The sequence below is a fragment of the Hamadaea sp. NPDC051192 genome, assembly GCF_040682475.1.
Taxonomy (GTDB): domain Bacteria; phylum Actinomycetota; class Actinomycetes; order Mycobacteriales; family Micromonosporaceae; genus Hamadaea; species Hamadaea flava.
In genome coordinates this window covers 144,858-171,687 of sequence record NZ_JBFBAZ010000003.1, presented here as the reverse complement: position 1 = coordinate 171,687, position 26,830 = coordinate 144,858, and the positions used below count along the sequence as shown (strand labels likewise).

27 protein-coding genes are annotated in these 26,830 nt (G+C 69.0%); 18 read left to right on the top strand and 9 right to left on the bottom strand.

What is annotated here, in order from left to right:
• The 3 genes from AB0M47_RS02965 to AB0M47_RS02955 form a co-directional block, all read left to right on the top strand.
• Positions 1-1,061: ABC transporter ATP-binding protein (locus tag AB0M47_RS02965; RefSeq protein WP_363407380.1), on the top strand; the 1,061-nt coding region annotated here is incomplete at its 5' end.
• Positions 1,058-1,564, top strand: coding sequence for a S26 family signal peptidase (locus AB0M47_RS02960; RefSeq protein WP_363407377.1), 507 nt, complete (start codon positions 1,058-1,060; stop codon positions 1,562-1,564). The genes AB0M47_RS02965 and AB0M47_RS02960, both read left to right, overlap by 4 nt.
• Positions 1,539-1,745 (top strand): hypothetical protein, encoded by a 207-nt coding sequence (locus AB0M47_RS02955; protein WP_363407374.1) that lies wholly within the window; start codon positions 1,539-1,541, stop codon positions 1,743-1,745. Before AB0M47_RS02960 ends, AB0M47_RS02955 begins: the two co-directional genes overlap by 26 nt.
• Before the next feature lie 48 nt (positions 1,746-1,793).
• Here the strand turns inward: AB0M47_RS02955 and AB0M47_RS02950 are convergent, their stop codons facing one another.
• Positions 1,794-2,141 (bottom strand): hypothetical protein, encoded by a 348-nt coding sequence (locus AB0M47_RS02950; RefSeq protein ID WP_363407371.1) that lies wholly within the window; start codon positions 2,139-2,141, stop codon positions 1,794-1,796.
• 74 nt (positions 2,142-2,215) lie between these two features.
• Between AB0M47_RS02950 and AB0M47_RS02945 the strand changes: the two genes are divergently transcribed.
• Entirely contained in the window at positions 2,216-2,530 is a 315-nt protein-coding gene (locus AB0M47_RS02945; RefSeq protein ID WP_363407368.1) for a hypothetical protein, read from the top strand.
• Positions 2,531-2,574: 44 nt separating this feature from the next.
• On the opposite strand, the gene AB0M47_RS02940 is transcribed toward AB0M47_RS02945, so the two are convergent.
• Positions 2,575-5,388, bottom strand: coding sequence for a BTAD domain-containing putative transcriptional regulator (locus tag AB0M47_RS02940; protein ID WP_363407365.1), 2,814 nt, complete (start codon positions 5,386-5,388; stop codon positions 2,575-2,577).
• 309 nt (positions 5,389-5,697) lie between these two features.
• Between AB0M47_RS02940 and AB0M47_RS02935 the strand changes: the two genes are divergently transcribed.
• The gene (locus AB0M47_RS02935) at positions 5,698-6,501 is read left to right on the top strand and encodes an SGNH/GDSL hydrolase family protein (RefSeq protein ID WP_363407362.1); all 804 of its coding nucleotides are present in this window, start codon (positions 5,698-5,700) and stop codon (positions 6,499-6,501) included.
• Here the strand turns inward: AB0M47_RS02935 and AB0M47_RS02930 are convergent.
• Positions 6,471-6,941, bottom strand: coding sequence for a helix-turn-helix domain-containing protein (locus tag AB0M47_RS02930; protein WP_363407359.1), 471 nt, complete (start codon positions 6,939-6,941; stop codon positions 6,471-6,473). The two genes, AB0M47_RS02935 and AB0M47_RS02930, sit on opposite strands and share 31 nt — an antisense overlap.
• Before the next feature lie 77 nt (positions 6,942-7,018).
• Between AB0M47_RS02930 and AB0M47_RS02925 the strand changes: the two genes are divergently transcribed.
• On the top strand, positions 7,019-7,942 hold the full coding sequence (locus AB0M47_RS02925) for an NADP-dependent oxidoreductase (protein WP_363407356.1): 924 nt from the start codon (positions 7,019-7,021) through the stop codon (positions 7,940-7,942).
• A gap of 4 nt (positions 7,943-7,946) precedes the next feature.
• Here the strand turns inward: AB0M47_RS02925 and AB0M47_RS02920 are convergent, their stop codons facing one another.
• Together AB0M47_RS02920 and AB0M47_RS02915 are read right to left on the bottom strand one after the other, a co-directional pair.
• Positions 7,947-8,573 carry a malonic semialdehyde reductase gene (locus AB0M47_RS02920; RefSeq protein WP_363407353.1) on the bottom strand — a complete coding sequence of 209 codons (627 nt, stop codon included), beginning with the start codon at positions 8,571-8,573 and terminating at the stop codon, positions 7,947-7,949.
• Positions 8,570-9,121: a flavin reductase family protein gene (locus tag AB0M47_RS02915; protein ID WP_363407350.1), complete on the bottom strand. Its 552-nt coding sequence runs from the start codon at positions 9,119-9,121 to the stop codon at positions 8,570-8,572. The genes AB0M47_RS02920 and AB0M47_RS02915 overlap by 4 nt, the downstream gene beginning before the upstream one ends.
• A gap of 310 nt (positions 9,122-9,431) precedes the next feature.
• Here AB0M47_RS02915 and AB0M47_RS02910 point away from each other — a divergent pair, with 310 nt between their 5' ends.
• The 5 genes from AB0M47_RS02910 to AB0M47_RS02890 all read left to right on the top strand — a co-directional run bounded on the left by AB0M47_RS02910 (position 9,432) and on the right by AB0M47_RS02890 (position 14,967).
• On the top strand, positions 9,432-10,304 hold the full coding sequence (locus tag AB0M47_RS02910; protein ID WP_363407347.1) for a LysR substrate-binding domain-containing protein: 873 nt from the start codon (positions 9,432-9,434) through the stop codon (positions 10,302-10,304).
• 60 nt (positions 10,305-10,364) lie between these two features.
• Complete coding sequence (locus AB0M47_RS02905) at positions 10,365-11,003, top strand: SGNH/GDSL hydrolase family protein (RefSeq protein WP_363407344.1); 639 nt, start codon at positions 10,365-10,367, stop codon at positions 11,001-11,003.
• A 751-nt stretch (positions 11,004-11,754) separates the two neighbouring features.
• The gene (locus AB0M47_RS02900) at positions 11,755-13,329 is read left to right on the top strand and encodes a pectate lyase (RefSeq protein WP_363407341.1); all 1,575 of its coding nucleotides are present in this window, start codon (positions 11,755-11,757) and stop codon (positions 13,327-13,329) included.
• A 70-nt stretch (positions 13,330-13,399) separates the two neighbouring features.
• Positions 13,400-14,023 (top strand): DUF6518 family protein, encoded by a 624-nt coding sequence (locus AB0M47_RS02895; protein ID WP_363407338.1) that lies wholly within the window; start codon positions 13,400-13,402, stop codon positions 14,021-14,023.
• 161 nt (positions 14,024-14,184) lie between these two features.
• Positions 14,185-14,967 (top strand): hypothetical protein, encoded by a 783-nt coding sequence (locus AB0M47_RS02890; RefSeq protein ID WP_363407335.1) that lies wholly within the window; start codon positions 14,185-14,187, stop codon positions 14,965-14,967.
• A gap of 16 nt (positions 14,968-14,983) precedes the next feature.
• Here the strand turns inward: AB0M47_RS02890 and AB0M47_RS02885 are convergent, their stop codons facing one another.
• Entirely contained in the window at positions 14,984-15,244 is a 261-nt protein-coding gene (locus tag AB0M47_RS02885; RefSeq protein WP_363407332.1) for a hypothetical protein, read from the bottom strand.
• A 110-nt stretch (positions 15,245-15,354) separates the two neighbouring features.
• Between AB0M47_RS02885 and AB0M47_RS02880 the strand changes: the two genes are divergently transcribed.
• Complete coding sequence (locus AB0M47_RS02880) at positions 15,355-16,002, top strand: class I SAM-dependent methyltransferase (RefSeq protein WP_363407329.1); 648 nt, start codon at positions 15,355-15,357, stop codon at positions 16,000-16,002.
• 99 nt (positions 16,003-16,101) lie between these two features.
• Here AB0M47_RS02880 and AB0M47_RS02875 read toward each other — a convergent pair whose 3' ends face one another.
• Positions 16,102-16,686: a hypothetical protein gene (locus AB0M47_RS02875; RefSeq protein ID WP_363407326.1), complete on the bottom strand. Its 585-nt coding sequence runs from the start codon at positions 16,684-16,686 to the stop codon at positions 16,102-16,104.
• 151 nt (positions 16,687-16,837) lie between these two features.
• Entirely contained in the window at positions 16,838-18,358 is a 1,521-nt protein-coding gene (locus AB0M47_RS02870; protein WP_363407323.1) for a GGDEF domain-containing protein, read from the bottom strand.
• A 147-nt stretch (positions 18,359-18,505) separates the two neighbouring features.
• On the opposite strand from AB0M47_RS02870, the gene AB0M47_RS02865 reads away from it, so the two are divergent.
• The 6 genes from AB0M47_RS02865 (at position 18,506) to AB0M47_RS02840 (ending at position 25,778) form a co-directional block, all read left to right on the top strand.
• Positions 18,506-18,664, top strand: coding sequence for a hypothetical protein (locus tag AB0M47_RS02865; RefSeq protein ID WP_363407320.1), 159 nt, complete (start codon positions 18,506-18,508; stop codon positions 18,662-18,664).
• Positions 18,665-18,749: 85 nt separating this feature from the next.
• The gene (locus tag AB0M47_RS02860) at positions 18,750-20,069 is read left to right on the top strand and encodes a ThiF family adenylyltransferase (protein WP_363407317.1); all 1,320 of its coding nucleotides are present in this window, start codon (positions 18,750-18,752) and stop codon (positions 20,067-20,069) included.
• The gene (locus AB0M47_RS02855; RefSeq protein WP_363407314.1) at positions 20,066-21,289 is read left to right on the top strand and encodes a hypothetical protein; all 1,224 of its coding nucleotides are present in this window, start codon (positions 20,066-20,068) and stop codon (positions 21,287-21,289) included. The genes AB0M47_RS02860 and AB0M47_RS02855 overlap by 4 nt, the downstream gene beginning before the upstream one ends.
• Positions 21,290-21,433: 144 nt before the next feature.
• On the top strand, positions 21,434-21,877 hold the full coding sequence (locus AB0M47_RS02850) for a cytidine deaminase (protein WP_363407311.1): 444 nt from the start codon (positions 21,434-21,436) through the stop codon (positions 21,875-21,877).
• A gap of 348 nt (positions 21,878-22,225) precedes the next feature.
• Positions 22,226-24,559, top strand: coding sequence for an arylsulfatase (locus AB0M47_RS02845; protein ID WP_363407308.1), 2,334 nt, complete (start codon positions 22,226-22,228; stop codon positions 24,557-24,559).
• A gap of 73 nt (positions 24,560-24,632) precedes the next feature.
• Positions 24,633-25,778 carry a hypothetical protein gene (locus tag AB0M47_RS02840; RefSeq protein WP_363407305.1) on the top strand — a complete coding sequence of 382 codons (1,146 nt, stop codon included), beginning with the start codon at positions 24,633-24,635 and terminating at the stop codon, positions 25,776-25,778.
• Here AB0M47_RS02840 and AB0M47_RS02835 read toward each other — a convergent pair.
• Positions 25,673-26,716: a LysR substrate-binding domain-containing protein gene (locus AB0M47_RS02835; RefSeq protein WP_363407302.1), complete on the bottom strand. Its 1,044-nt coding sequence runs from the start codon at positions 26,714-26,716 to the stop codon at positions 25,673-25,675. The two genes, AB0M47_RS02840 and AB0M47_RS02835, sit on opposite strands and share 106 nt — an antisense overlap.
• Positions 26,717-26,830 lie beyond the last annotated feature (114 nt).

Sequence of the window (26,830 nt, the reverse complement as noted above, 5' to 3'; positions counted from 1 at the left end):
ACCGCCGCCAGGTGGATCGGCGAGATCTGGTCGTGCAGACGGGATTGGGCGTGCTCGCCGCGCTCATCGGCGGCGCCGGGCTGATCTGGGCCGCGGCGCAGCCGGGGTTGTCGGCCGGTGACGTGGCGTTGACGGTCGCGGCGATCGCCGCCGTGCAGGGTGGGCTCGCCGGCTGCGTGTCGGCCGCCGCCCGGCTGCACACCGAGCTGGGGGCGTACCGGCATTGGCGGTCGGTCGTCGACGAACCCCGGCCGCCGACGGCGGGCGACCACGCCTGCCCGCCGCTGCGGCAGGCGCTGGAGGTCCGGGACCTGTGGTTCCGGTACACACTGGACGGTCCATGGGTGCTGCGCGGAGTGAACCTGCGGATCGAGGCGGGCACGTCGACCGGTGTCGTCGGCGCGAACGGTGCGGGCAAGTCCACCCTGGTCAAGCTCCTGTGTGGAATGTATGAGCCGACGCGGGGCACGATCACGTGGGACGGAGTCGACCTGCGGGCGTACGACGTGGACACGGTGCGGCGGCGGATGGGCGCGGTGTTCCAGACGTTCATGAGCTACGACCTCACCGCCGCCGAGAACATCGGGATCGGCGACCTGCCGGCGCTCGGCGATCGCGTACGCGTGGAGCAGGCCGCCCGGCTGGCCGACGTCGACCCCGCGATCCGCCGTCTGCCGGACGGCTACGACACCCTGCTCAGCCGCCTCTACGACGACGAAGGCGGGGCCGGCTCCTACCTGTCCGGTGGGCAGTGGCAACGGATCGCGGTCGCCCGGGCGCTCATGCGGTCCACCGCCGACGTCCTCGTCCTCGATGAACCCAGCTCAGGCTTGGACCCCGAGGCCGAAGGCCGCTTGAACGCCCGGATACACGGGCTCCGCGATGGGCGTACCAGTGTGTTGATCTCGCACCGGCTGTCGGCCTTGCGCGACGCCGACCAGATCGTGGTCCTGGAGGCCGGTGAGATCGTCGAGCGTGGACGGCACGCGGAGCTGGACGCCGCGGGCGGCCGGTACGCGACCCTGTTCCGCACGCAGGCCGCGGGATACCTGCCGGCATGAGCCCGCTGATCGCCGTGAAGGTGCGCGGGCCGAGCATGGAACCCGCGCTGACCTCGGGCCGGACCGTCCTGGTCGTCCGCGGCCTGCGCCTGCGTGTGGGCGATGTGATCGTCGTCGAACGACCCGACGAGCTGGAGCCGGCCCGCTGGCTGGCGCCGCCGCTGAGCGGTTCGCTGCGCACGACGCAATGGCTGGTCAAACGGGTCGCAGCACTCCCGGGCGACGTCGTCCCGGAACCGATCCAGCACCTGGTACGCACCACGATCGTGCCCACCGGCGCCGTCGTCCTGCTGGGCGACAACCGGCCGGTCAGCTACGACTCCCGGCAGGCCGGCTTCTTCCCGCGAGATCGGGTGCTGGGCCGGGTCGTCGGTACGCGGCGTGTATCTCCCGTGGACGCCGATATGTATGGCGCGGTCGTTGGCTGTTCCCCGGACCCGGGTAACCCTCCCGGGCGCACAGATGAGGAGTCCCCACATGCGACTGATCACCAAGCTCGGTGACCGCCTGCTGGCCACGATCCTGCCGACGGCGACCGCCGACGCTGCCTGCGCACCGAACGAGCAGACCTGGTACACCTGCGAGACCGGCCACCGTCTGGTCCGGCACTACTGCTACACCAAGACGCTGTCGGGCGGCACCTGCAAGCGCGTCTGCACGACGAGCCCGGCCGGCATGTGCTGATCGTGAGGTGACGTCCCGGGCCGGTGACCCCCGTTCCGGCCCGGGTCCTCAGCGTTGACGATTTCGATCAGCGGGGGCTCGAAGGTCGATGGTGTAGTCGACCTGTCGTTGCGCGGAGCCGACGTACTCGGTCAGTTCGAGGCGGCTAGGGTCGTCGAGTTGACGCACGTTGACGGTGATGGTGCTCTCATCGTCGAATCGGAGCGTGAAGACCGGATCCATGGTGCACAGGAAGGCGAAGCCCTCCAGCTCGCCGGCGTCGTCCTTGACGAGACGGCCTTCCGCCGTCCAACCATCGTCGATGCTGACGACGGTCACCAATGCTTCAGCGGATCCGAGCATCACGACTGGGTTCGCCCACCATTCCAGCCAGCAGTGTTGTTCCACGCGGTCCACCGGTCCAGTATGGGTTCACCGGGCGTGTCCTGCCGATCATGGATCCACGGTCCTGATCATGGCATGCTTCGACCGTGTACTGGACTGAGGATCGCCGGCGCTTTCAGCGTCTGGTCGAGGCGCTGTCGGGACGGGCGGATGCACAGGCTGAGGCCGAGATGGGTGCACCACTGAATCCACGGCTCACGGACTCGCTGGACGAGGTGATGGCGGGTGAGGAGCAGCTCGGACTGGACACGCTGTGCGAGAACGTCCTCGACTACCGAGTGTGGCTGACAGTTGACGAGTACGCGACGATCACCGATCTCGCCAGACGTTGGGGTCTCGACGTGCGGGTGATCGACAGGTTGAGCGAGCTTGTGATCCTGGACGACTCATCTGCTGAGTAATACTAAGCAATGTTCGGCAGGGACGGAGTGGGAGGCCTCACCGGCTACGCCGGTACGCGCAACCGCTGCGCTTCGCGTAGCACCTCGGCCCGCAGGGTGTCGTCGTCCAGGCGGCGGCAGACCTCCAGCGCGGCGCGCAGTTCGCCGGATGCCTCGCCGATGCGCCCGGCTCTTGACAGCACCTCCATGCGGTCGATCCGGATCTCCCGGGCCAGCTCGGCGGAGTTGAGCCGCTCCGCGGCCAGCAGCGCCCGGTCGAGATGGGCCAGTCCCTCGGTGACCTCCCCGGCGGCGGACAGCGCCTTGCCCAGCTGCATCCGCGTGTAGATCTGACCGATCTCGTCGGCCAGGGCCTGGCGGATGCCGTACGCCTCACGCAGCAGCTCGATCGACTCCCCCAGCACTCCGCGTACGCGTTGATGCATGCCGAGGCTGTGCAGGAGCAGGCTGGTCCAAGGTGGATCGTCGTGCTCGCGGGCGAGTTTGAGCCCGGCCCGCAGCGACTGCTCGGCGGCGTCGAGGTCGCCCCATTCGGTCTGGAAGATGCCGAAGGTGTTGAGGGTGGTGATGCGTTCGACCGGATCGTCGACCTGCGGCAGCAGCTCGATCGCGGGCCGGACCTCGGCCTGGGCCTCCGGATAGCGGCGCAGCCGTTGCAGGTTGATCGCCAGCAGTCGCCGGGCGATCAGCTCCGCTCGCGGATCGGCTCCCGCAGCCGCCCGTTCGACGACCCCGCCGGCCACCGCGACCGTGTCGCGAAATGTCCCGGCGAGCCCGTCGTGGCTGGTCAGATGGCGCAGGATCTCGACGCCGACGGACAGCGGCACCGACGGCAACCCGGGCAGGGCGAACAGCAGCTCCCGCATCGACGCGGTGTTCTCGGCGAGCCAGCGCACTCCTTCGGCCCGGGTCTGCGGGTCGGCGGCGGTGGCCCGCGTCAGCGGGCTCGGCGGGAGCATCCGGCCGGCCAGTGGGCGTACGCAGAGCCAGGCTCGCCGGGCAGATTCCGCGTAGGACCAGGCAGCCCGGTGGATCGCCGGTTCGATGTCCTCAGGGGCAAGTTCGTCGGCGACTTCCCGGGCGAACAGGCGCAGCAGGTCGTGCAGCCGCAGGCGGCCGTTGTCGCTGGTCACGAGGTGCAGTTCGACCAGCCGCCCGACGCTGGCGTCCCCGTGCGCGGCGTCGATCAGGGCGTACGCGACTTCGGCCGAGCAGTCCGACACCGGCAGCAGCCCGAGCAGGCAGAACAGCTTCGCCGCGTCCCGGTCCACCGGGTCGGCGCTGCCGGCGAGGGCGACGAAGCTGGATCGGAAGGTCGCGCGTACGCCGGTGTCGCGGTAACCGAGTTCGCTCAGCCGCAGCCGGTCGTCGCTCAGCCGCAGGGCGAAGTCCCCCACCGTCAGATCGGTGCGGCTCGCCAGCCGGGCGGCCGCCATCCGCAGCGCCAGCGGCAATCCGCCGCACAGCACAGCGATCTGCCGCAGCGAGCCCTCGTCGGCGTCGCCGTGCGCTTTGAGCAGCCGCACCGCCGTGTCGACATCCAATGTCGACAGAGTTTGGCGGGCGGTCAGGTCGAGGTCGGCCAACCGCCGCCGGGAGGTGACGACGACGGTGCAGCCGGGCCCGTTCGGCAGCAGTGGGCGTACCTGGTCGGCGTCGAGCACATTGTCCAGCACGATCAACAACCGCCGGCCGTGCGTGAGGCTGCGCCAGCGGGCCGCCAGGCCTTCGAGGTCATCGTGGCCCGGTTCGGGTTCACCCAGCGAACGCAGCAGCCGGACCAGGACCTCCGCCTGGTTGGCCGGCCGCAGACCGCTGCGGCCGCCATGAAGGTCGACGTAGATCTCCCCGCCGAGGTCGTCGCCGGCGTCCCGGTCGGCCGGCGATCCGGCGTCGAGGCGCTCGCTGATCCGATGGGCGAGTTCGACGGCAAGGGTCGACTTGCCGATGCCGCCGGGGCCGTCGATGCCGAGCACCACCGGATACCGGCGGGTGCCGGGATCGGCCACCGCGTCGAGCAGCTGCGCGACCGCGGCGTCCCGGCCGACGAACACCGGCGGCCGGGCGGGCAACTCGTGCGGGACGACCGAACGGGACCGGGTGGTCGCGGACGGGCCGGCGACGGCCGGTTCCCGCGCCAGGATCGAGCGTTGCAGGTCGACCAGTTCGGCGCCCGGGTCGACGCCGAGCCGCGCCGCCAGCTCCGCCCGCGCCCGGTGGTACGCCTCCAGCGCGCCCGCGGTGTCGCCGCCCGCCGCGAGCGCCCGCATCAGCAGCGCCCACAGGCCTTCCCTGGTCGGATGGTCGGCCAGCGCCTGCCGGAGCTCTTCGGGCAGCCGCGGATCGGGGCCCTGCCGCAGGCGCAGGTCGGCGTACTCCTCGACGGCGACCGCGCGCCGTTCGGTGACGGTCACCAGCTGGTGCTGTAACGGGATGTCGGCGGGCAGGTCCTCCCCGCATGCGCCACGCCACATGCCCAGCGCCTTCTCGTAGTGGCGTTCGGCTGCCGACAGGTCGTCGGCCGAGCGGGCGAGCCGGGCCGCGGCCACCTCGGCGGTGAACTGCCCCAGGTCGCAGTCGGCGGCGGCCACGTCGAGCAGGTATCCGCCGTCGCGGGCGTGCAGGACCGGGCCGAGCGCCTTACGCAGCCCGTACGCGTATGTGCGGGCGTTGGCGGTGGCCGAGGTGGGCGGGTCGTCCCACAGCAGGTTCAGCAGCCGTCGCATCGGCAGCACCCGGCGGGGTTCCAGGAGCAACGCGACCAGCAGCGTACGCTGCTTCGGGCTGCCCAGATCGAGGTCGCGCCCGTCGCGGCTGACGATCGTCGGGCCGAGAATCTGAAAACGCAGCTGCGACAACGGCGGCTCCCCCTCCCCGGCGGCGCGTCCCCATCGACTACGCCAAGAGTGATTCAAGCAAATCCGGCGGGCGGTGGCACGGGTGACTCGTGCCGCCGCCCGCTTCGCTGCGTTATGGGGTCACCTCACCGCGTGATTCTTCGTCAGGAGCGCCTTGTACCAAAATCGCGCAGCCCGCATCTCTGCCCATTGAGGACGGTCTCGGAAATTCTTTCACTTCTTGCGCATCACGATCTTCACAACCGCCGGGTTTATTGATATCTATATGCGACCGAGTTCACCGAGTTCACCCCCGACCCGGAGGCCCCCTTGACTCGATCGCGTCTGCTCACGCTGACGGCCAGCCTCACAACCACCCTCTTCGTGCTGGTCGGCCTCGTGGCCACCCCCGCGAACGCCGCGTCCACCGTCCGCTACGTCGCCCTCGGCGACTCCTACTCCTCCGGCGTCGGCGCCGGCAACTACACCTCCGAGAGCGGCTCGTGCCAACGCAGCACGAGCGCGTACTCGGCGCTGTGGGCCGCCGCCAACGCCCCCGCGTCCTATGTCTCCGTCGCCTGCTCCGGCGCGACCACGCTGACCGTCGCCAGCAGCCAGCTGTCCGCGCTGAGCAGCACCACGACGCTGGTCAGTCTCACGGCCGGCGGCAACGACATGGGCTTCGCCGACATCATGAAGACCTGCGCGCTGTACGGGACGACCCAATGCGTCGCCGCCGTCCAGACCGCGGAGAACAAGGCGAACTCGACGCTCGCCGGGCTGCTCAGCACGCTGTACACCAAGATCCGGGCCAAGGCGCCCAACGCCAAGGTCGTCGTCTTGTCGTACCCGGTGTTCTACCAGCTGAACACGGTCTGCGTCGGCCTGAGCGCCACCTCCCACGCGAAGATCAACGAGGGCATCAACCTCATCGACAACATCACCAAGACGGCGGCGCAGGCGAAGGGCTTCGTCTTCGCCGACGTCCGGTCGATCTTCGTCGGGCACCAGCTGTGCAGCGGCGACAAGTGGCTGCACGCGCTGAACTTCGCCTCGCTCGGCATCTCCTACCACCCGATGGCCACCGGCCAGTCCGGCGGCTACTACCCGGTGTTCCGGACCGCCGCGAGCTGATCACGAGCCGGACCCGGGGACTTTCTCCCCGCGTCCGGCTCCCTGTTCACCTGGTCGTACGCGAGTTGCGCACACTCCACTTCGGCGATGTGGGATTCGGCCCAGCCCGTGATGGCCGCGATGACGGGCAGCAGGCTGCGGCCGAGGTCGGTGAGCGCGTAGTCGACGCGGATCGGCACCGTCGGCGTCACCGTGCGTTCGACGATTCCGTCCCGCTCGAGCGCCCGCAACGTCTGCGTGAGCATCTTCTGGCTCGCCCCGGCCAGGACGCGGGCGAGGTCGCTCTGCCGCCGGGGTCCGTCGGCCAGGGCGGTCAGCACCAGGCTGACCCACTTGTCGCTGATCCGGTCGAGCAGCTTGCGGGCCGGGCAGGCGGCCAGATAGGCGTCGTACGCGATCCGCTCCGCCGCACGGCGTTCGGCCGCCGATCGGGTCGTCACGCGGGCACCTCCTGGTTGCGCGGGCACTTCGAAGTGCCTACTTCCCGCTGGAGAGTAGCACTCCATACGGTGACCACATGAAGTCAGTGATCATCAGAGGATTCGGCGGACCGGGCGTACTCGAACTTGCCGACCTGCCGATTCCTGAGCCCGGCCCCGGCCAGGTCCGGATCGAGGTCGCGGCGGCCGCCGTCAACCCGGTCGACCTCCAGACCCGCAGCGGCGACCTGACCGCGAACGGCCTGCTGCCCGCGCGGGACGTCATCGGCTTGGGCTGGGACCTGTCCGGCGTCGTGGACGCCGTCGGCGCCGACGTGACCCGATTCGCGGTAGGCGACCGGGTCGCCGGTCTGTCCGACCGGCTGGCGCTGCCGAGCAAGGCCCAGGCCGAGTACGCGGTGCTGGACGAGGAGGCAGTCGGCCGGCTACCGGACGATGTGGACTTGGTCGCGGCCGCGACCCTGCCGCTCAACTCGCTGACCGCTGCCCAAGCGCTGGACCTCGCCGGGCTACGGCCGGGCCAGACCGTGCTGGTCACCGGAGCGGCCGGCGCGGTCGGCGGGTACGCCGTGCAGCTGGCGTCCGCCGCCGGCGTACGCGTGGTGGGCGTCGCCGGCGGTGCCGACGAGGACCTGGTCCGTTCCCTGGGCGCCGATCATTTCGTCGCCCGGGGGCAGGACCTTCCCGCTGCGGTCCGCGCGGTGGTTCGCGGCGGCGTCGACGCGGTGATCGACGCAGCCGGCCTCGGCGTTGTCGCGCTCGACGCCGTTCGCGGTGGCGGCGCGTTCGTCTCGGTCCTCGGCGGCGCACCCGTTCCGCTGCGGGGCGTCCGGGTCGCCAACGTCTGGATCCGTGCCGACGGGCCCCGGCTCACCAGCCTCGCCCAAGCCGGGTTGCGCCTGCGGGTCGCGGCGACGCTGCCGCTGGACCGGGTGGCCGAGGCGCACGAACGCCTGGCGGAAGGTGGTCTGCGCGGTCGGCTGGTGCTGTTGCCGCGCTGACGCGTCAGGCCGATCGCACCACGTCCTCGTACGCCAGCCGGGGCAGGCGCTCCCGGGTGGGCTGCCCGGTGGGACGGCCGATGTTGACGATCAGCAGCGTTCGCCATCGGCCGTCAGCGAAGAACTCCTCGTCGACGGCTGCGGCGTCGAAGCCGGTCATCGGCCCGGCGGCCAGTCCTGCGGCGCGTACGCCGATGAGGAAGTAGCCGGCTTGCAGGGTGGCGTTGAACCGCGCCTGGTTCTCGCGATACTCGGGATCGCCGAACCAGGTGGCGGCCTGCGGCTTGTGCGGGAACAGCTCGGGCAGCCGCTCCGGGAAACCCGTGTCGGCGGCGAGCACCGCCGTCAACGGCGCCACCGCCGTCTTGTCCCGATTGCCGCCGCTCAAATGTGGCAGCAGCCGCGCGCGTGCGCTCGGCGTACGCAGCAACAGCAGCCGCAGCGGCTGGGAGTTCAGCGCTGTCGGACCGAGCCGAACGAGGTCGTGGATCGCGCGGATCTGCGCTTCGGTGACCGGCTCCCCCGTGAACGCGTTCGCCGTCCGGGCAGTCCGAAACAGCAGGTCTTGGCCCGCCCGGTTCAACGCCAGCGAAACCGGTGCGTCAGTCGAGGCGTCGGTCGCTGTGGTCACGCGCTCTCCTCCTGGTCGAGCCGCCGATAGCCGCCGTCGTGATAGAGCAGCGGCTCACCGTCGCCGTGCTGGGCCAGCACCGGCCGCCCGAGCACGATCGCGTGGTCACCGGCCGGGACACGGGCGGCCACCTCGCAGACCAGTGTCGCCAGGACGCCGCGCAGCAGCGGCATCCCGTACGCGCCCGGCGTCCAGATCGTGTCGTCGGCGAACCGGTCGATGCCTTTCGTGGCGAACGTACGGGCGAGGTGCTGCTGCCCGGCTGCGAGGATGTGGATGGCGACGTGCCGGGCGCGTTCCACCGCAGGCCAGCTCGTCGAGTCGCGGTCCAGGCAGAACGACACCAGCTGCGGACGCAGCGATACCGAGGTGAACGAGGTGGCGGTGAACCCGGCCGGGGGCAGCCCTGCTCCCCCGGGCGCGGTCACGACGGTGACCGTGGTGGCGTGCCTTCGCAACAGGCCGAGCAGCCGATGCGGGTCGATGCCGAGCTCGGGCGGTTCGGGGGTCTGCGGCACTGTTCGGACCGGCGAGATCGTGGTCGTCATGGGTTCCTCCGTCACCAGGCGCTTGAACACTGTGGACGATCGCTGCGCCATCGGCCCGCGACACAGGCGGGCCGGGCAGAAGTAGGGAGAGAGCGCTCGCGACGGTGCGAAAGAAGGCGGTGGCGCCCGGCTCTGCGGGTCAGCAACAACAGCAGGTCGCGCGGCTCATGGTCCACAGTCTTGCCCCCGACCAGCGCGAATGTCCAACCACGGATCGTGATGACGACCCATCACGATTCTTGATGGATGTTCGAAAACGGTGAAAGATCGTTCACACTCCGTCCGCACTCGCGCCCTACGCTCAGAAGGCATGAACCGCGTCCTGGACATCGCCCCGCTGCGCAGCTTCGTCGCTGTCGCGGACTGCGGCGGCTTCCAGCGCGCCGCCACCGCCCTCTACCTGAGCCAAGCCGCCGTCAGCCAACATGTACGCCGCCTGGAGGCCGCGATCGGCCGGCCCCTGGTCGAACGGCAGGGCCGGGGCTCACGGTTCACCACCGACGGCGAGACGCTGCTACGCCAAGCCCGGCGGCTACTCGCCGTGCACGACGAGACCCTGCGCACCTTCGGCGTCGAACCCGAACAGGCGCTGGTCATCGGCTCCACCGAACACGCCGCCGCGCAACTGCTGCCCGAACTGAGTTCGGCGCTGGCCGGAACGTTCCCCGACTGGCGGGTCCGATTCCGCATCGACCGTGGCGCCCAGCTACGGGCAACGCTCGCCGACGGGCGCATCGACCTGGCGCTGCTGCTCGGCCCGGCCGAGGACCCCGCCGCGCAGACCGTCGGCGAACTGGAACTGACCTGGTACTCCGCACCCGAATGGCAGCTGCCCGACGGCGGTCGCCCCATTCCCGTCGTCGCCTTCGACGCCCCCTGCGCTCTGCGTACCAGAGCATTGGACACCTTGGCCGCCCACGGACTGCCGGCCGAAGTCGGCTGCGAGGCCGCCCACCTGGCCGGGGTGCAGGCCGCGGTGCAGGCAGGCCTGGGCGTCGGCCTGATGGCGACCCTCGGGCAGGCCCCGCCGGGGCTGGTCCCCCGCGACGACCTGCCGCCGCCGCAGCCGCTCGCGTTGTCCGTGTGGGCGCGGCGCGGGCTGCGCACCGAACTGACCCTCGGCGCGGCCGGCGCGTTGCGCAGTCTGTTGCCGACCCCGACCCCCGCCCTGCGAGCAGCCTGATGCTGAACCGGGCACTGCCTGGTACGCATCGATGGATCGCCTTCTGGCAGGGTCTAGATCATGACGCAGCTCTTTCAGCCCGGCCAGCACATCGTGTTCATCGGCGACAGCATCACCGACTGCGGCCGCCGCGACCTTCACGAGCCCTACGGCGACGGCTACATGAACCTGGTCCGGGCCTTCGTCACCGCCCGCCGCCCGGAGCTGCACCTGCGCTGGACCAACCGGGGCATCAGCGGCAACACCGTACGCGACCTCGCCGGCCGCTGGGACGACGACGCGATCGCCCTCCAGCCGGACTGGCTGTCGGTCATGATCGGCATCAACGACATCTGGCGCTTCTTCACCGGCCGCGCCGACGAAGCCGTCCCGATCGACGAATACGAGCAGACCCTGCGCGGACTGCTGCGCCGGGTGGTCGACTCCACCGGCTGCCGGCTGATCCTGGCCGACCCGTACATCATCGAAGCCGACGCGGCCGAACCGCAGCGCGTGGAGACCGAGCGCTACGGCAAGGTCGTCGAAGCCCTCGCCGACGAGTTCTCCGCCCTCCACGTACGCACCCAGCAAGCCTTCGACCGCGCGCTCGCGTCGACCGAGTCGGCGGACTGGGCCCGCGACCGGATCCACCCGAACCTGCCCGGCCACGCGGTCATCGCCGAGGCGTACCTCGCCGCGCTGGACATCACTTCCTCATAATCTGCTAAATACAAGATTATAAGTTTCCTGGAGGCTGGTGCGTATGCGTACCAGCCACCGGACCCGCATCGCCCGACCTCAACGAGAACCACAGCGTCGTCCACTACGGCAGCGACCCGGCCGACTACCTGACCAACGCGCTGGCCCGCAAAGGCAAGACGTTCATCCAGCGCAGCGTCGCCGCCGGCCAGCCGTTCCTGCTGGAGATCGCCACCTTCGCCCCGCACGGCCCGTTCACCCCGGCCGACCAGGACCTCGACGACCTCCCCGGACTGACCGCGCCCCGCACACCCGCGTACAACAAACTCCCCACCGGCGCGCCGTCCTGGCTCGCGGCCAACACCCCGCTCACCGACGCCGAGAAGACCACCCTCGACACCAACTTCCGTAAGCGCGCCCAAGCGGTGCAAGCCGTCGACCGTCACCCACGAAGGGTGCTGGACCGCCGGCCACGTCCCGCTTGAGCCACCCGGCTCGAGCCGCCTGATCGGCGAGGTCTGTTCCGCAGGCCTCGCCGATCTTGTGACCAGGCCGAATGCCGATCTTGTGACCAGGACCGCGTCACGTAGAGCATCCTAGGCAACTGGGCTCCCACGCGTGTGCAGGTTTGTTGCAGGTTTCGCGGTTTTCGTTGACACGTTTTCACATACGCCGATATCGTCCAGCTGCCGGAAAGCGCTTTCCCTCCTGCGGTATGACCACCCGCCCGGGTGCCCCTCCGCAGTCCACCCGCTACGAAGGCGAGACAGAGATGAATCGACCAGTCGCATGGCGTTGGTTCGCGGCCGCCGCCGCCTCAGTGGCCGCCGCCGCGGTCGGGGTGGCCTTGCCGGTGCTTCAGGCGTCGGCCGCGACCGGCGCCGCCACGGGCTACGCCACCCAGAACGGTGGCACCACCGGCGGAGCAGGCGGCCAGACCGTACGCGCGACCACCGGCACCGCGATCCACACGGCCCTGTGCAACCGGGCCAGCAGCAGCACCCCGATCATCATCGAGGTCGAGGGCACCATCAACCACGGCAACACCGCGAAGGTCTCCGGCGACAGCTGCAACACCGCGGCCGGGGTGATCGAGCTGAAGCAGATCAGCAACGTCACCATCATCGGTGTCGGCGGCGGCGCGATCTTCGACCAGCTCGGCATCCACATCCGCGAGTCCCGCAACATCATCATCCGCAACGTGACCGTCCGCAACGTCAAGAAGTCGGGCTCCCCGACCTCCAACGGCGGCGACGCGATCGGGATGGAGACCGACGTCCGCAACGTCTGGGTGGACCACGCCACCCTGGAGGCGTCCGGCGGTGAGGCCGAAGGCTTCGACGGACTGTTCGACATGAAGGACAACACGCAGTACGTGACGTTGTCCTACAGCATCCTGCGCAACTCCGGACGAGGCGGGCTCATCGGATCGAGCGAGACCGACACCACCAACGGCTTCGTCACCTTCCATCACAACCTCTACACCAACATCGACTCGCGTACGCCGTTGCTGCGCGGCGGCATCGCGCACATCTACAACAACTCGTACGTGAGCCTGAACGAGTCCGGCATCAACTCGCGGGCCGGCGCGAAGGCCAAGGTGGAGAACAACTACTTCAAGGACTCCCACGACGTCCTGGGCACGTTCTACACCAGCGCCGCCGGCACGTGGCAGGCCAGCGGCAACATCCTGGACAACGTGACCTGGTCCAGCCCGGACAGTGAGACCAACCCGGCCGGGCCGAGCATGCCGTCCACCACCACGGTCAGCATCCCGTACTCGTACCAGCTCGACGCGGCCAGCTGCGTACCGTCGATCGTCAGCCAGACGGCCGGCGCGAACAAGGGACTGCTCGAGTCCAACGGCAGCTGCTCGGCGCAGTCGCCGACCGCGTCGCCGACCAGCTCTAAGACGGCCTCCCCCACGGCGTCGCCCACCACCTCGCCGACGCCCACCTCGTCGCCGACCAGCTCGCCCAGCGGCACGAACCTCAGCATCGGCGCCGGTTCCGACGGCTCCAGCAAGGCCGACGGCACCAGCTACGGCAACGTCCGCGACGGCAACGTCGCCACCTACTGGTCGCCCAGCGGCACGACCGGCGACATCGCCATCAAGTGGAGCACCGCCAAGACCATCTCCCGGATCATCATCCGCGAGTCCTCCGGCGCCGTCGGCGCCATCGGGTCCTGGCAGGTCATCAACAACGACACCGGCGCGGTCCTCAAGTCCGGCAGCGGAGCGGGCACCATCACCTTCTCCGCGACCTCGATGACGAAGGTCGTCTTCCGGATCACCAGCGCCAGCGCTACACCACGGGTCGGCGAATTCGAGACGTACGCCTCCTGACCGGCACACCTCGCGGGGGCCGTCACTCGACGGCCCCCGCTCGGTGCTGTCGCGCCGCACAATGATCGGCATGTCCTCCGGCGTACGCACGGTGCTCCTCGCCACCCTCGGCGGCCTGGTCCTCGGCGTGATCACATTGGCATTGCGCGACGTGTTGCCCGGCGACTGGAGCCGGCTGGTCAATTCCGGCGCGGTCTGGGTCGTCGGCGCGTACGCGGCCGGTGCGCTGATCCGCCGACCCGGCTGGCGGCTGTGGCTGTCCGGCGTCGCCGTCCTGGTCGGCGCCGTGATCGGCTACTACGCGCTGCTGGCAGTCGAACGGCACGAACTCGTCAGCCCCGCCCACCTGACCGGCCCGATCGGCTGGTCGATCGTCGGGCTCGCCAGCGGCCCGGTCTTCGCGATCGCAGGTTCCTGGTGGCGGGACGCCCGTCTGTACCGCAGTGTCGTGTCGCTGTGCCTGCTCGGCGGCGTCTTCCTCGCTGAGGGTGCGTACCTGCTGATCAGCGATCGGCCGGTGGGCGAGGCGGTCATCGTCGCCGCCGTCGGGTTGCTGGTGCCGGTCGTCCTGGGACGGTCCCGCCGGGAGCGTCTGCTCGGCTTGGCCGCGCTGGCACCGGTCGCGGTGCTCGGGCTCGGCGGATATCTCGTGCTGAACTCGGTCCTGGACGTCGCCTTCACACGTTCGAGCTGACCGGCCGCACTGGGTTGCCGCCTGCACCCACACGGACTTACGTAGCCGCACGACCTGGATTGTCGCCTGCACCCACACCGTCTGGTTGAGCCGCATGGCCTGAATTGCGGACGTCCGCTTCACCGGACAGAGCCGCCGAGCTGCGGAAGTAGGGTGGGCGGATGCGTGTGGAACTGGCGAGCGAGCCGATCAGCCGGAATCTGGACAACCTTGACTGGGCGGGCGCGACGCCGACCACGGCGGTCGTACTCGACGGTCTGACGGAAGGTCCGGCCACCGGCTGCACCCACGGGACCGCCTGGTACGTCAACCAGTTGGGGGCGCGCCTGCTCGCGTACGCGAACTCCGACCGTGCGCTGGCGGCATGCCTCGCGGAAGCGATCACGGCGGTCAGCGCGCTGCATGAGGACACCTGCGATCTGTCGCATCCAGGGACGCCGTGCACGACGGTGACCATGGTCCGCCGCCGCGGACGTCTGACCGACTATCTCGTGCTCGCCGACTCACCCCTGGTCCTCGACATCGGCGGTACGCCGGAAGTCGTCATCGACGAGGCGGAGAAAGCGGTGTCGGCGCGGATCGGCCGTCCCCCGAACGCGACACCGGAGCAGTTGAAGGAATTCATCGCCGAGCAGCAGAAGCACCGCAACGTCGACGGCGGCTACTGGGTGGCGCAGGTGCATCCGGAGGCGGGCTACCACGCACTGCGCGGCACCGTCGACGACGTTCGGGGCGCCGTGCTGGCGTCGGACGGGGCCGCGCTGCTGGTGACCGACTTCGGGCTCTGGAGCTGGGATCAGTTCCTGCGGACCGCGTACGCCGACGGCCCGCAGGCAGTCATCGACGAAACCCGGCGAGCCGAGGCGTCCGACCCCGATCGGGTCCGGTGGCCCCGGGCGAAGGTGAGCGACGACGCGACCGCCATCGTCTGCCGCTGGTCTTAGGGCGTGGGCCGCCGCCTTACCAGTACCGCAGGTTGGTCGTGTCGTCGATGAGTCTGTCGATGAACTGCCCGTACGAGATGTCGTACTCCACGGTCACGTACCAGCGGACCGCTCCGAACCACATCCCGGGCACGGCCAGAAGCAACATGCCGATGATCACGAAGGTGGGCGAGACGAAACCGAGCACCATCAGCGGTATGCCCAGGACGCTCATTCGCGAGCCCCACATGACCGACCGATACCACAAGGTGCGGCGCAGCACGCGGATGTCATCCACGTCGTGACTGTAGGCGGACGGTGCCACCTGACCGCAGCGTTCCTGTGTCTGTCTCAGCCGCTGTCAGCTGGCTCCAACCGGCAGCTTCGCGGTACGTATGCTTTGTCCGCATGGAGGATCTTGGAAATCAGGTCGCGTACTGGGACAGCGTTGGCGCCACGAAGACATTCACACATCCGGTGAACTTCGAATGGCTGGCGGGCGTGCGCCGGAACGACCGGATCCTCGACTACGGCTGCGGGTACGGCCGCGTCATGGCCGAGCTGAGCGACCAGGGCTTTTCTGACGTTTCCGGGGTGGACCTGTCTCCGGCACTGATCACGCGTGGTCGGCAGCTGAGGCCCGACCTCCGGTTCGAGGTACTGGATTCCCCGCCTACGCTGGCGCACGCGCCGGCGAGCTTTGATGTCGTGCTGCTGTTCGCGGTGCTGACGTGCATCGCAGACGACGACGCCCAGCGGGCGCTCATCGCGGAGCTGACCCGGGTTCTGGTGCCTGGCGGGCTGCTCTATGTCAGCGACATGGTCCTTCAGGACGACGAACGGAACCGGGGCCGCTACAACGCGTACTTCCAGCAGTTCGGCACACCATACGGAGTGTTCGCCGCGGACGACGGTGTGGTGTGCCGACATCACGACATCACCGAGCTGCGTTCGCTCCTGCAAGATCTCGACCTGATCGAGGAACGCCGGATCGACGTGACCACGATGAACGGTCATCAGTCGAAGGCCGTGCAACTGCTGGCTCGCAAACCATGACTCTGGCCTGTTTCGCAAGCGCGGTCAGAGGAGGTCATTGATCGAGGCCACGTTGGGCGTTGGCGGCCGCTGTGGAAGCCGGCCGCCAACGCTTGACGCTTACGCCTCCAGGCGGCGACGACGGCCGATGAGGGCGAACGCGATGCCGCCACCGATCAGCACGAGCGCGCCGATCAACAGAGCCGGCAGCGCGACGCCCGTGGTCGGCAGGGTCGGCTTGCTCGGAGTCGCGCTCGGCGGAACCGGCGTCGGGCTGCTCTCACGCGGGCTCGGCGACGGGCTCTCGCTCGGCTTCGGGCTGGGGCTCGGGCACGCCGGCAGGTTGCCGATGGAGCCCTTGACACCTTCCTCGTAGTGGTCGGGCCACTGCGCCGTGAAGGAGATCGTGATCTTGGTGGCGTCAGCCGGCACCTCGTAGGAGAAGGTGTAGCTGCCGTCCTTCTTGATGGTCGTCGGCAGACCCGGAGAGGTCTCGCCGAGCGGTTTCGGGCTGAGCGAGAGGTTCTTGACCGTCTCCTCAGTCTTCCAGTTGTTCTTGATGGTCCAGGTCACCGTCCGCTTGCCGGCCTGGTCGCACGGCGCGGTGCCGCTGACGACCGACGTGTGCGCGTACGCCTGACCCGGGATGAAGAGGGTCGAGCAGGCGACGGCGGCGAGGACGACGAGGGTGTTCTTCAAGCGCATTGATTCGCTCCAAAGCCGAGGGACGTCGGACATTGTGTACGTTCCCGGCCGATCGCGCCAGTCCAGCGAAAAAGTCCACACAGGAATTTGCGACTTAGTTGCCGCAGATCATCCGTTGAACGGTCGCATCGACCAGCGGATTCGAGCCTCGTCAGCGGTCGATGTCGGCACTGTGCTGCCGAGCGTGTTTGTGCCGGTAGAGTTCCCGGTCGGCTTCGCGGAGCGCCGCGGCGAGGTCGCCGTCGTCGAGGCGGGACCAGCCGACGCTGGCCGTGACCGGGGTGGACTGGGCGAGAGTCTGCCAGTCGTGCGCCGCGACGGCCTGGGTGATGCGGTGTCCGATCCGCACGGCTTCCTCGAGGGTGGTCAGCGGAAGGATGAAGACGAACTCGTCGCCGCCGAATCGGGACAGCAGGTCGTCGGGGCGCGTGTTGCGGGCGAGGATGGCCGCGACCTGTTGGAGGACCAGGTCCCCGGTGGGGTGACCGTGGGTGTCGTTGACCGCCTTGAATCGGTCGAGGTCGAGGAGGCCGATCACGGCGGGCGTGCCGGTCGAGGCCAGCGCGGCGACGAACGTCTCCAGGTGGCGGCGGTTCGGCAGACCGGTCAGCGGGTCCGATCGGGCGTCGTCCGCGTGCTGCTGGGCGACCTTGCGTAGGCGCTCCTGGTCCAGGCTCATGCCGACCGAGCCGAGGTAGCGCTGCTTGAGCTCTCGGTCGGTAGTGGCGGTAGCCGCTCTGGCCGCGCGCTCCTCGGCCAGCGCGGCACGGAAGTCGCCGCGGGCGGCGTACGCGAGCGAGCGCAGGCGGCTGATCTCGGCCACGCCGAACACGTCCAGCGGGCTCGCCGGGTCGGCCAGCAGGTTCAACGCCTTGTCGGGTTCACCCGCGGCGATCGCAGCGCAGATCGCGGCGAGGTGTCGCAGGTGGCTCAGTGTCGGATCGCCGTTGTGCTCGGCGACGACGACCTCGGTGGCCGGTACGCCCAGCGTGGGCAGCCGGGCGGCTGCGTACGCCCAGAACGCGGTGTCCAGTGCGCTGAGGTCGGCGGCGTGGGCCTGGCCGAAGCGGAGCACGGCTTCGAGCCCGGCGATCGCCTGGTCGCTGCGGCCCTGGTGGTCCTCGGCCAGCGCGGCCCGGACGGTGGTCTCCAGGCAGGCGCAGATCGCTTCGGGCAGCCCGGCTCGGCGGCACAGTCTGCGGCCCTGATGCATGGCGCTCAAGGCTTTGCCGTGAAAGCCGAGGGTCGAGTAGGCGACGGACAGGTCGTGCCACGTGTCGGCGGCGGCGACGGTCAACTCGGTCATCTGGCGCAGGAGCCGTTCCGCGCGCACCAGGTGCGTGACGGCCGTGCTGATGGATCCGTTGGTATAGGCCACGAATCCCGACAGGATGTAGAACTCGCCGGTCAGCCGAGGGTGCGGCTCGGCCCGGCCGAGGGCTCCCTGGATCGCGTCGAGGACCGCCGCGCTGACGCGCCGATCGTCGACCTGGCCGAGATTGATCATCGCCGCGAGCTTCTCGATCAGAGCTTGGCCGACCCGCAGCGGATCCTCGCTCTCGGCGATGATCCGATCGGCCAGGGCGCACACTTCGTCGGAGCGGCCGGCCGAGGTCAGGCACCGGAACGTGACCCACTCGGCGGCGACCGGGTCAGGATTCGGGCGCGCCATGCGAGCCACTCTACAAAAAGTGATCGCCTTGATGATTACCCGATGCGTTGTCGGTAAGCCGCGCAGTGACATCGAGGCATGCGTTCTCGTCGCCGCCGCCGTTCGCCGAGGCGTCCACCGCGGCAGTGAACTAACCATGATCCGGCTGTGAACCTGCTCCGCGATTCTCGGTTCGGGCCGGTAGATCCGGGCTTCGCAACATTCCGCCGACAGGCAAGGAGGTACATCCTCATGACGATCACGATCATCAAGGCCGAGCGCATCGAGCCGACCTTCATCCACCAGCGCGAGGACGAGCTGGCGTGACGATCGTGGGTGATCCGGCCGCGGCTGGGTCACCCACAGCGCCGGTACGCGACTTCGACGGGACGATACCGAAGGGACGCACGTGATGCGACGGCCCAGACTCAAAGCGATCGTCGTGCAAAGCTCCGGTTCGCAGGTGATGATCTGCCGGCGGGCGCTCGAACGCGTCTACCTCGACGATCCGTCCGGCGCGGTCGCGACTCTGTTGCAGGTCCTGGCGGAGGGACGCCACGACGTCAACGACCTGCCGGCCGCGATGGCGGCGCGGGGCGTCGTGGTGAGCGACGCCGAGATCGCCGCCGCACTGGATCACTTGGACGGGCTGGAAATCCTGGAAGACGCCTGCGGCGACGATCGGCTCGACGACGCCACCCGGCTACGCCACGCGAGCAATCTGCGGTTCTACGACTTGTTCGCCCGCATGCACCGCACCAGCGCCGACATCCACACCGCGGTGGCGACGTCGCGGGTTCTCTTACTGGGTGCCGGCGGTCTGGGCAGCGGCGTGCTGCAAGCCCTGGTCGGGTTGGGCGTCGGAGAGATAACGCTGGTCGACGACGACGTCGTAGAAGTCAAAAACCTCGCTCGCCAGTTCGTCTACGGCCTGGCCGCACTGGGCAAACCCAAGGTGTACGCGGCTCGCGACTGGGTCGAGGGCTACTCGCCCGGCACTCGCGTCACGGCGGTGCGGCGGCGCGTGGCCGACGTGGCGTCCATCCGGGATCTCGCGACCGGCTGCGATGTCGTCGTCTGCGCAGCGGACTCACCGGCGGACCTTCATCTGCTGGTCAACGAGGCCTGCTTCGCCGTGGGCATCCCGTTCGTCGCCGGTGGGCTGGCGTACTCGACGCTGTCGTACTGGTCGGTCTCACCCGGGCATACGCCGTGCCGGCTGTGCCTGGAGCTGAACCGGGTCGACGAGGCCGCGGAATTGCCGGCGTGGCAGCGCGACGGGGTGTTCATCGATCCGCCCCGCGTCAATCGGGCCACCGGACCGGTGGTGCAGATCATCTCCGGGCTGATGGCGATGGAGGCGATGCGGTACGTCACCCACACCGATGCGCCGATCGCCGCGGCCACCTACAACGTCATCGAGCTGGCCGACGGCATGACCACGTCACGATCGTCGTGGGCGCGGCATCCGCGATGCCAACTGTGCGCCGGCTCGGTCGAGCCCCTGAAACTGGGCACCGACGCCACGACGTCGCCGGACGCCGTCAACACGGGCATGGACACCACGACGTCGCCGGACGCCGTCAACACGGGCATGGACACCACGACGTCGCCAGACGACTCGCACGGGGGCACCGACGCCACGACGTCACGGGATGACTCGCACGCGGGCACGAACGCCACCATGGCATCTGACGAATCGCTCGCGACGGCGCGCGGAGGCGCGCGGTGACCACGACGGAAGAGCCGATCGGCCGCGTCGCGTCGGCGGAACGATTCGCGGGGATCACTGTGGTACGCGACGGCGACGGTTACGTGCTGGGCAATGCGGCCACCGGCGAGTACGTGATCGTCCCGGAGATCGGCGGCCAGGTGATGCTGTGGCTCAAGGACGGTGTCGCCGTCGCCGAATGCGCTGACCGGGCCGAACAATACGCCGGAGAGCCGGTGAACGTCGCGGGCTTCGTCGACGGGCTGGTGGCCGCCGGTGTGCTCCAGCCGGCCGATGCGGCGGCGGACTCCCCCGTCCCGGACAGCGAAGGGCCGGCCCGATGGCAGGCACGGCTCGGCCGGATCCTGTTCGGCCGGGCGGGACTCGTGGTGCAGGCTGGGCTCGCCGTCACCGCCGTCGTCGCGATGGTGCTGGTGCCATCGGTGCGGTTGGCGTACACCGACCTCATCGTAGGCCCGGTGCCACTGGTCAGCCTGGTCACGGTGACGTTGCTGGGGTTGGCGTCCGGCCTGGTGCACGAATGCGCGCATGTGCTCGCCGCCGCGGCCAAAGGGGTTCGGGGCCGGGTGACCATCAGCCGGCGGCTGCTCAGTCTGGCGTACCAGACGGATCTGACGGCGTTGTGGGGGCTGCCTCGCCGGGACCGCATCGTGCCACTGTCGGCGGGGATGCTCTCGGATGCCGCGACGGTGGGTGTCCTCGCAGTGGTGCAACTGCTGTGGGTACGCGATCTGTCGTCGCCGGCCGGACATCTGTTGCGGGCGCTGCTGTTCTTGAAGGCCACCGGCATCGTCGTCCAGCTTCAGGTCTACATGCGTACCGACGTATATGCCTTGTTCGTGGTGGCGACCCGATGCCGCAACCTGTGGGACACCAAGGGTGCGCTGGCGCGGCGGGCCATCGGCCGGGCTACGGCGGCGGATCTGACGCTACTGGCCTCCGTCGGTCGGCGCGACATCGTCTGCGGCCGGATCTACCTGCTCCTGTACATCCCGGGGGTCACGTGGACGGTGTGGTACTTCTCGGCGTACGGGGTGCCGTCGACGTACCGGATCGCGACCATGGCCGTCCATGCGGTACGCGACGCCGGGGTGCTCAGCGCTTCCGGGGCCGCAGGGGTGGCAGCCTTGTGCCTGATGGCCGTGACGACGACGATCCTGCTGCGTGGCCTGGTGCGAGCCGCGACTCAGCTGGTCCGTCAGATCGTGGTCCGCTCATAGGGCTCGCCTGATCATGCGGCGAAGATCCGCGAACGGATCGTCCAGCGAGCCGGAGGACTGCCCAGCCGAAAAGTCAGCCCAGCCGAAAGCCGGCCAGCCGGAAAAGGCGTTGCCCATGATTCGCCCGGCTGCGATGCTCCCAGCGTGCTTCTAGATCAACAACTCTTCGACGCTGCCGTCGCACAACTCGAACGCCGTTGGCCCGCCGACGAACCCGGCGGCGCGGCCGCGATGTATCTCGACGACGGCCAGATCGTGACGAGCGTCGGGCTCGACAATCTCAACGGCGGCGTGACGCTGTGCGGCGAGACCGGCGCGATCTGCCAGGCGTACACGCTGGACCGGCGCGTGACCGCTTCGGTCTACGTCTACCGCGAGGCCGGTGGCCAGCCGAAGGTGCTCGCCCCCTGCGGCATCTGTCAGGAGCGGCTGGCCATCTGGGGACCGGACGTTCAGGTCGCCGTCCCCGATTCGGACGCGCCGGCCGGGTGGTCGATTCGCACCCTGGCCGAGGTGCACCCGTACTACTGGGCGAAGGCGTTCGCCGACGGCCAGTGGCCGCCGACGAGCCTGCACACCGCACCCTGACCCGACCCGGCCGTCGCGCGACGCCGTACTCAAGCAGGCCTACAGGCCGGTCCGTCTCGCGCGGCGCCGTACTCACACGGGCGCCCGCAGCAAGCGCGACACCGGGAGCACATGGATCACCCGGCGGCCGCCCAGGCGAACCGACCAACTCGCCCCGCGCGGTGCGAACTGCGTTCCCCGCATGTCCGGTGGCACGTACCCATCGATAGCTATGCAGCATTTGCCCGTTACGCCCATGGCTTTGGCGATTAGTACTACTAGCCTTGTTCGCCCTGATAGCGTCAGGCTGCCATCTCCTCGGACACAGACGGGGGTTTCGCCATGTCCCGAGACGATCTTTCACGTACTGTGTTGCCGATTCCGGATATCCAGCAACCTGGCACGGCCCGCTACGACGCCAAGGATCCCGAGGTCAGCAATCCGCCGATCCGCCAGGTCAAGCCTCCGCAGGGGGCGCCGAACGTGCTCGTCGTGCTGCTGGACGACGTCGGGTTCGGCGCGGCCTCGGCGTTCGGGGGTCCGTGCGCCACGCCGACTGCGGAGCGGCTGGCCGCGGGCGGATTGAAGTACACACGGTTCCACACGACCGCCCTGTGCTCCCCGACGCGAGCGGCGCTGCTCTCCGGGCGCAACCATCACACGGTCGGCATGGGCGGCATCACCGAGATCGCCACCTCCGCACCCGGCTACAACTCGTTGCGTCCCAACACCTGCGCACCGCTGCCAGAAACGTTGCGGCTCAACGGCTACAGCACCGCCCAATTCGGAAAGTGCCACGAGGTGCCGGTGTGGGAGACCAGTCCGATGGGCCCGTTCGACCGCTGGCCCACGCCCGGCGGCGGGTTCGAGCACTTCTACGGCTTCATCGGCGGCGAGACGAACCAGTACTATCCGGCGATCTACAACGGCACCCTTCCCGTCGAACCCGACCGCACACCGGAGCAGGGCTACCACTTCACCGAGGACATGACCGACAAGGCCATCGGCTGGGTACGCCAGCAGCGGGCACTGATGGCCGACCGGCCGTTCTTCCTCTACTACGCGCCGGGTGCGACCCATGCCCCACACCACGTACCCAAGGAATGGTCTGACAAGTACGCGGGAAGGTTCGACCACGGCTGGGACCGTCTACGTGAACAGACCTTCGCCCGGCAGAAGGAACTGGGAGTGGTCCCCGCGGACGCGGAGCTGACCGCCCGGCACGCCGAGATCCCAGCCTGGGACGACATCCCCGACGACCTCAAACCGGTCCTCGCCCGCCAGATGGAGGTCTACGCCGGGTTCTTGGAACACACCGATCACCACGTCGGCCGGCTCATCGACGCCTTGGGTGATCTTGGGATCCTCGACGACACCCTGATCTACTACATCGTCGGCGACAACGGCGCGAGCGCTGAAGGCGACATTCACGGCTGCTTCAACGAGCTGATCAACCTCAACGGCGTCAACGACCTGCAGACCACGCAGTTCATGTCCGAGCGCATCGACGACTTCGGAACGCCGCAGGCGTACAACCATTACGCGGTGGGCTGGGCGCACGCGATGTGCACGCCGTACCAGTGGACCAAGCAGATCGCCTCGCATTTCGGCGGCACCCGCAACGGCACCATCGTGCACTGGCCGAACGGTATCCAGGCCAGAGGAGAGGTACGCCATCAATTCGCGCACGTCATCGACGTCGCCCCCACCGTCTTGGAGGCCGCCGGCATCCCGCAGCCGATGATCGTCCATGGCGTGCAGCAGAAGCCGATCGAAGGCATCAGCATGGCGTACACCTTCCACGGCCCGGACGAGCCCGACCGCCATGTCACCCAGTACTTCGAGATGTTCTGCAACCGTGGCATCTACCACGAGGGGTGGACCGCGGTGACCAAGCACTCCACTCCGTGGGATCCGAAGGGCGGTGTCGCCTTCGACGATGACGTCTGGGAACTCTACGACACGAACACCGACTGGTCCCAGGCCCGCAACCTCGCTGCCGAGCAACCCGGCAAGCTCCGCGAACTGCAGCGGCTGTTCCTGCTGGAGGCGCGCCAGTTCAACGTCTTTCCCCTCGACGACCGCAAGGTGGAGCGATTCGACGCCGACCTGGCCGGCCGGCCGGTCCTCATCCGCGGCGATTCACAGATCGTCTACGGCGGCATGGGGCGCCTGTCCGAGAACTCGGTGCTGAACTTGAAGAACAAGTCCCACAGTGTCACCGCCCAGATCACCATCCCGGACGGCCCAGCACGTGGCGTGATCGTCGCCCAGGGCGGGCAGTTCGGCGGCTGGTCGCTCTATGTGCTCGATGGGAGACTGCGCTACTGCTACAACCTGTTCGGCGTCAAACGCTTCCATGTCGGCGGCGCCACGGCCCTCGCCCCGGGCGTCCACGAGGTACGGCTGGAGTTCACCTACGACGGCGGCGGACTAGGCAAAGGCGGCCGGGCCGCCCTGCTCGTCGACGGCCGGCGCGACGGCGACGGCCGCATCGACGCCACCGTCCCGATGATCTTCGCCACCGACGAGACCCTCGACGTCGGCAGTGACACCTCCTCGCCGGTCAGCGACGAATACACCACCGCGGAGAGCACCTTCACCGGCGCCGTCGCCTGGGTACGCCTCAACGTAGGCAGCGACGACCACACCCACATGATCACCGAAGCCGACCGGATGAAAGTCGCCATGACTCGCCAGTGAGTCAAGCCGACCAATTGGCGGCACCCTTCAGCATCGCGGGCCCCGTGTGGTTCAGTCCGTCTACGATCCCCGCATGCGTACGATCGCCGAGGACTTTGAGCTGTGCGCATCGCTTCTCGACCTCGGCGCGGCCAGCGGTCAGCCACGGGAGTGGCTGACCGACGAGCATCCAGGCGTACGCGGATGTGCGGCATTGGCACCCGCGCTCGCCGACGACCGGCAGGCGCACAAGGTGCTGGCGGAGCTGTGCCTCGCACCACGGGCGTTCGACCGAGCACTCGGTTACGGCCTCGACACGGCATCACCTGCTCTACGACACTTCGCCGGGCCACCGCGGTGGGCCTTGATCGAGGCGGCCTGCGCGCGCACGCCCAACTTTCGGGACGTCGTGGTGAGCGCGTGGATGGCGCTGCCGCACGCTTTCCGGACTGCGCCATGCCCGGAACTTGGTCCGTTTCTGCGCGCCGGCTTCCCGAACGGCTGGCCAGCGGCTTCGACCGTGCCCACCTCCGCACAGCTGATGCTCGCCAATGACGTTGCCGAGCGCGCCGAGCTGTGGGATGCGGAGGAGGATGCTCGCGTTCGGACGCTTAGCGCGTTGGGGCTGCCCACTGAGCGTTCCGACTGGTACGCGCTGGCGAACGGTCCGCGCCCAGACTTCCGCGCCGCGGACCTCTTCGTCGTGAACGGCGGGATGGCGATCCGTCGACGACCGACCATATACCGGGGCGAGGGCGTCGACCGGACTCATCCGGAACTGCTGCGACGACTCCTGGACAACCTGCTGGAGGCCTACGACCACGCGGCCGCCGACGGCGAGGTCGGCGACTACCGCCTCACCATCGAGTCGGACACGCGGGTTGCGTTCGCGGTCGAGGGCGGGCAACTGCTGGCCGAAACGGGACGGGGCGGCTATCCGTCTGAGTTCGCCCAGTTGTTCACCGGGACCGGCCACTGCCGGACCAACGCGAAGGAGCATCTCAGCCGGCTGGCAGCCTGCTGCGGCACAGTCTCCGCCCAGTGCTGGTACGACGGGCAGGGCTACGCGCAGGACTTCGCGGACATGGCCCCCACCGGACCCGTCCAGTCGACCGGACCCGCGGACGGCACGGGCTACCGAGCCCTGCTGGAGCTGGACTCCGAGTGGTTGCCGTCCGGCACCGTCCTACCGCGTGGACTCGACAGCCCAGCGCTGACTGACCTGCGCACGGCCGCTTGAGCGTGCCGTCGCTCGCCCGGCTCGATCGCCGCATCGGCCGTAGAACCACGCAGCGCCGCAGAACCATCCAGCACCCCAGAACCATGCAACCCCACGGTGATGCGGATGAACGATCGCACCAATGGGTTCACGCTGCTCCGCGTCCACGCGACCACCAGGTCACTAGGCGGCATGCCCTCCAGCGGTACGCACACCAGGCCGTCCGGTAGCGCGTCGGCCAGTGGCATCAACCCGATCGCACCGTTCCACAGGACGGATTGCAGGCATTCCCGCAACGTGCGGATGATCGGATCCGATCCGGCTTGGGTGCTGTCCGCGCCAGTCCCCCAGTAGTTCCGCCACACGGCGTCGGTTTCCTCCGGCAGCCGGAATCGGCGGCGCGCCGCGAGGTCGTCCAGGCGTACGGAGGCCTGGTGCGCCAACGGGTCGTCAGCGCGCATGACGACTCCGACGGGATCGGTACGCAGTGTGCGGGTGGCGATGCCGGTGCGGTCGAACGGCGTACGGGTCAGCGCCACGTCGACCTGTGCTGCCTTCAGCCCACAGGACGGGTCGGCGAGGTCTGCTTCGCGCATCTGGATGCGTACGGCTGGATGTGCCTGCCGGAACGCGGTGACCAACCGGGGACCGACCTGCTCGGCGCTGTCGGCGAGTACGCCGATGCGGAGCGTCGGGCTGCCGGCCGCGGCCGTCACACGCTCCGGGATCCGGTCGGCGTGGGCGAGCAACACGCGGGCCTCCGCGTACAGCGTCTCGCCGGCGGGTGTCAGGCTGACGCCGGTCGGCGATCGGTGCAGCAGAAGCTGCCCGAGCTGTGTTTCCAGCTGCTTGACCGATCGGCTGAGCGGCGGCTGCGCCATGTGCAACCGTCGTGCCGCCCGGCCGAAGTGCAGTTCTTCGGCGACCGCGACGAAGTATCGCAGGCTACGCAGATCCATACGCAGCAACGATACCGGCACGGTATCGGGTCGGACCGAAGCGGTCTTGGACATGCGCGGCTCGCGACGGGTGGACTGATCAGGTCGCACCACCCGTCACCGCTTTCGGAGGCT

Excerpts from the sequence above, each read along its gene's own strand:
- AB0M47_RS02960 (WP_363407377.1), top strand. The coding sequence starts at position 1,058 with ATGAGCCCGCTGATCGCCGTGAAGGTGCGCGGGCCGAGCATGGAACCC.
- AB0M47_RS02955 (WP_363407374.1), top strand. The coding sequence starts at position 1,539 with ATGCGACTGATCACCAAGCTCGGTGACCGCCTGCTGGCCACGATCCTG.
- AB0M47_RS02925 (WP_363407356.1), top strand. The coding sequence starts at position 7,019 with ATGAAGTCAGTGATCATCAGAGGATTCGGCGGACCGGGCGTACTCGAA.
- AB0M47_RS02915 (WP_363407350.1), bottom strand. The coding sequence starts at position 9,121 with ATGACGACCACGATCTCGCCGGTCCGAACAGTGCCGCAGACCCCCGAA.
- AB0M47_RS02910 (WP_363407347.1), top strand. The coding sequence starts at position 9,432 with ATGAACCGCGTCCTGGACATCGCCCCGCTGCGCAGCTTCGTCGCTGTC.
- AB0M47_RS02905 (WP_363407344.1), top strand. The coding sequence starts at position 10,365 with ATGACGCAGCTCTTTCAGCCCGGCCAGCACATCGTGTTCATCGGCGAC.
- AB0M47_RS02900 (WP_363407341.1), top strand. The coding sequence starts at position 11,755 with ATGAATCGACCAGTCGCATGGCGTTGGTTCGCGGCCGCCGCCGCCTCA.
- AB0M47_RS02895 (WP_363407338.1), top strand. The coding sequence starts at position 13,400 with ATGTCCTCCGGCGTACGCACGGTGCTCCTCGCCACCCTCGGCGGCCTG.
- AB0M47_RS02890 (WP_363407335.1), top strand. The coding sequence starts at position 14,185 with ATGCGTGTGGAACTGGCGAGCGAGCCGATCAGCCGGAATCTGGACAAC.
- AB0M47_RS02880 (WP_363407329.1), top strand. The coding sequence starts at position 15,355 with ATGGAGGATCTTGGAAATCAGGTCGCGTACTGGGACAGCGTTGGCGCC.
- AB0M47_RS02875 (WP_363407326.1), bottom strand. The coding sequence starts at position 16,686 with ATGCGCTTGAAGAACACCCTCGTCGTCCTCGCCGCCGTCGCCTGCTCG.
- AB0M47_RS02870 (WP_363407323.1), bottom strand. The coding sequence starts at position 18,358 with ATGGCGCGCCCGAATCCTGACCCGGTCGCCGCCGAGTGGGTCACGTTC.
- AB0M47_RS02860 (WP_363407317.1), top strand. The coding sequence starts at position 18,750 with ATGCGACGGCCCAGACTCAAAGCGATCGTCGTGCAAAGCTCCGGTTCG.
- AB0M47_RS02840 (WP_363407305.1), top strand. The coding sequence starts at position 24,633 with ATGCGTACGATCGCCGAGGACTTTGAGCTGTGCGCATCGCTTCTCGAC.
- AB0M47_RS02835 (WP_363407302.1), bottom strand. The coding sequence starts at position 26,716 with ATGGATCTGCGTAGCCTGCGATACTTCGTCGCGGTCGCCGAAGAACTG.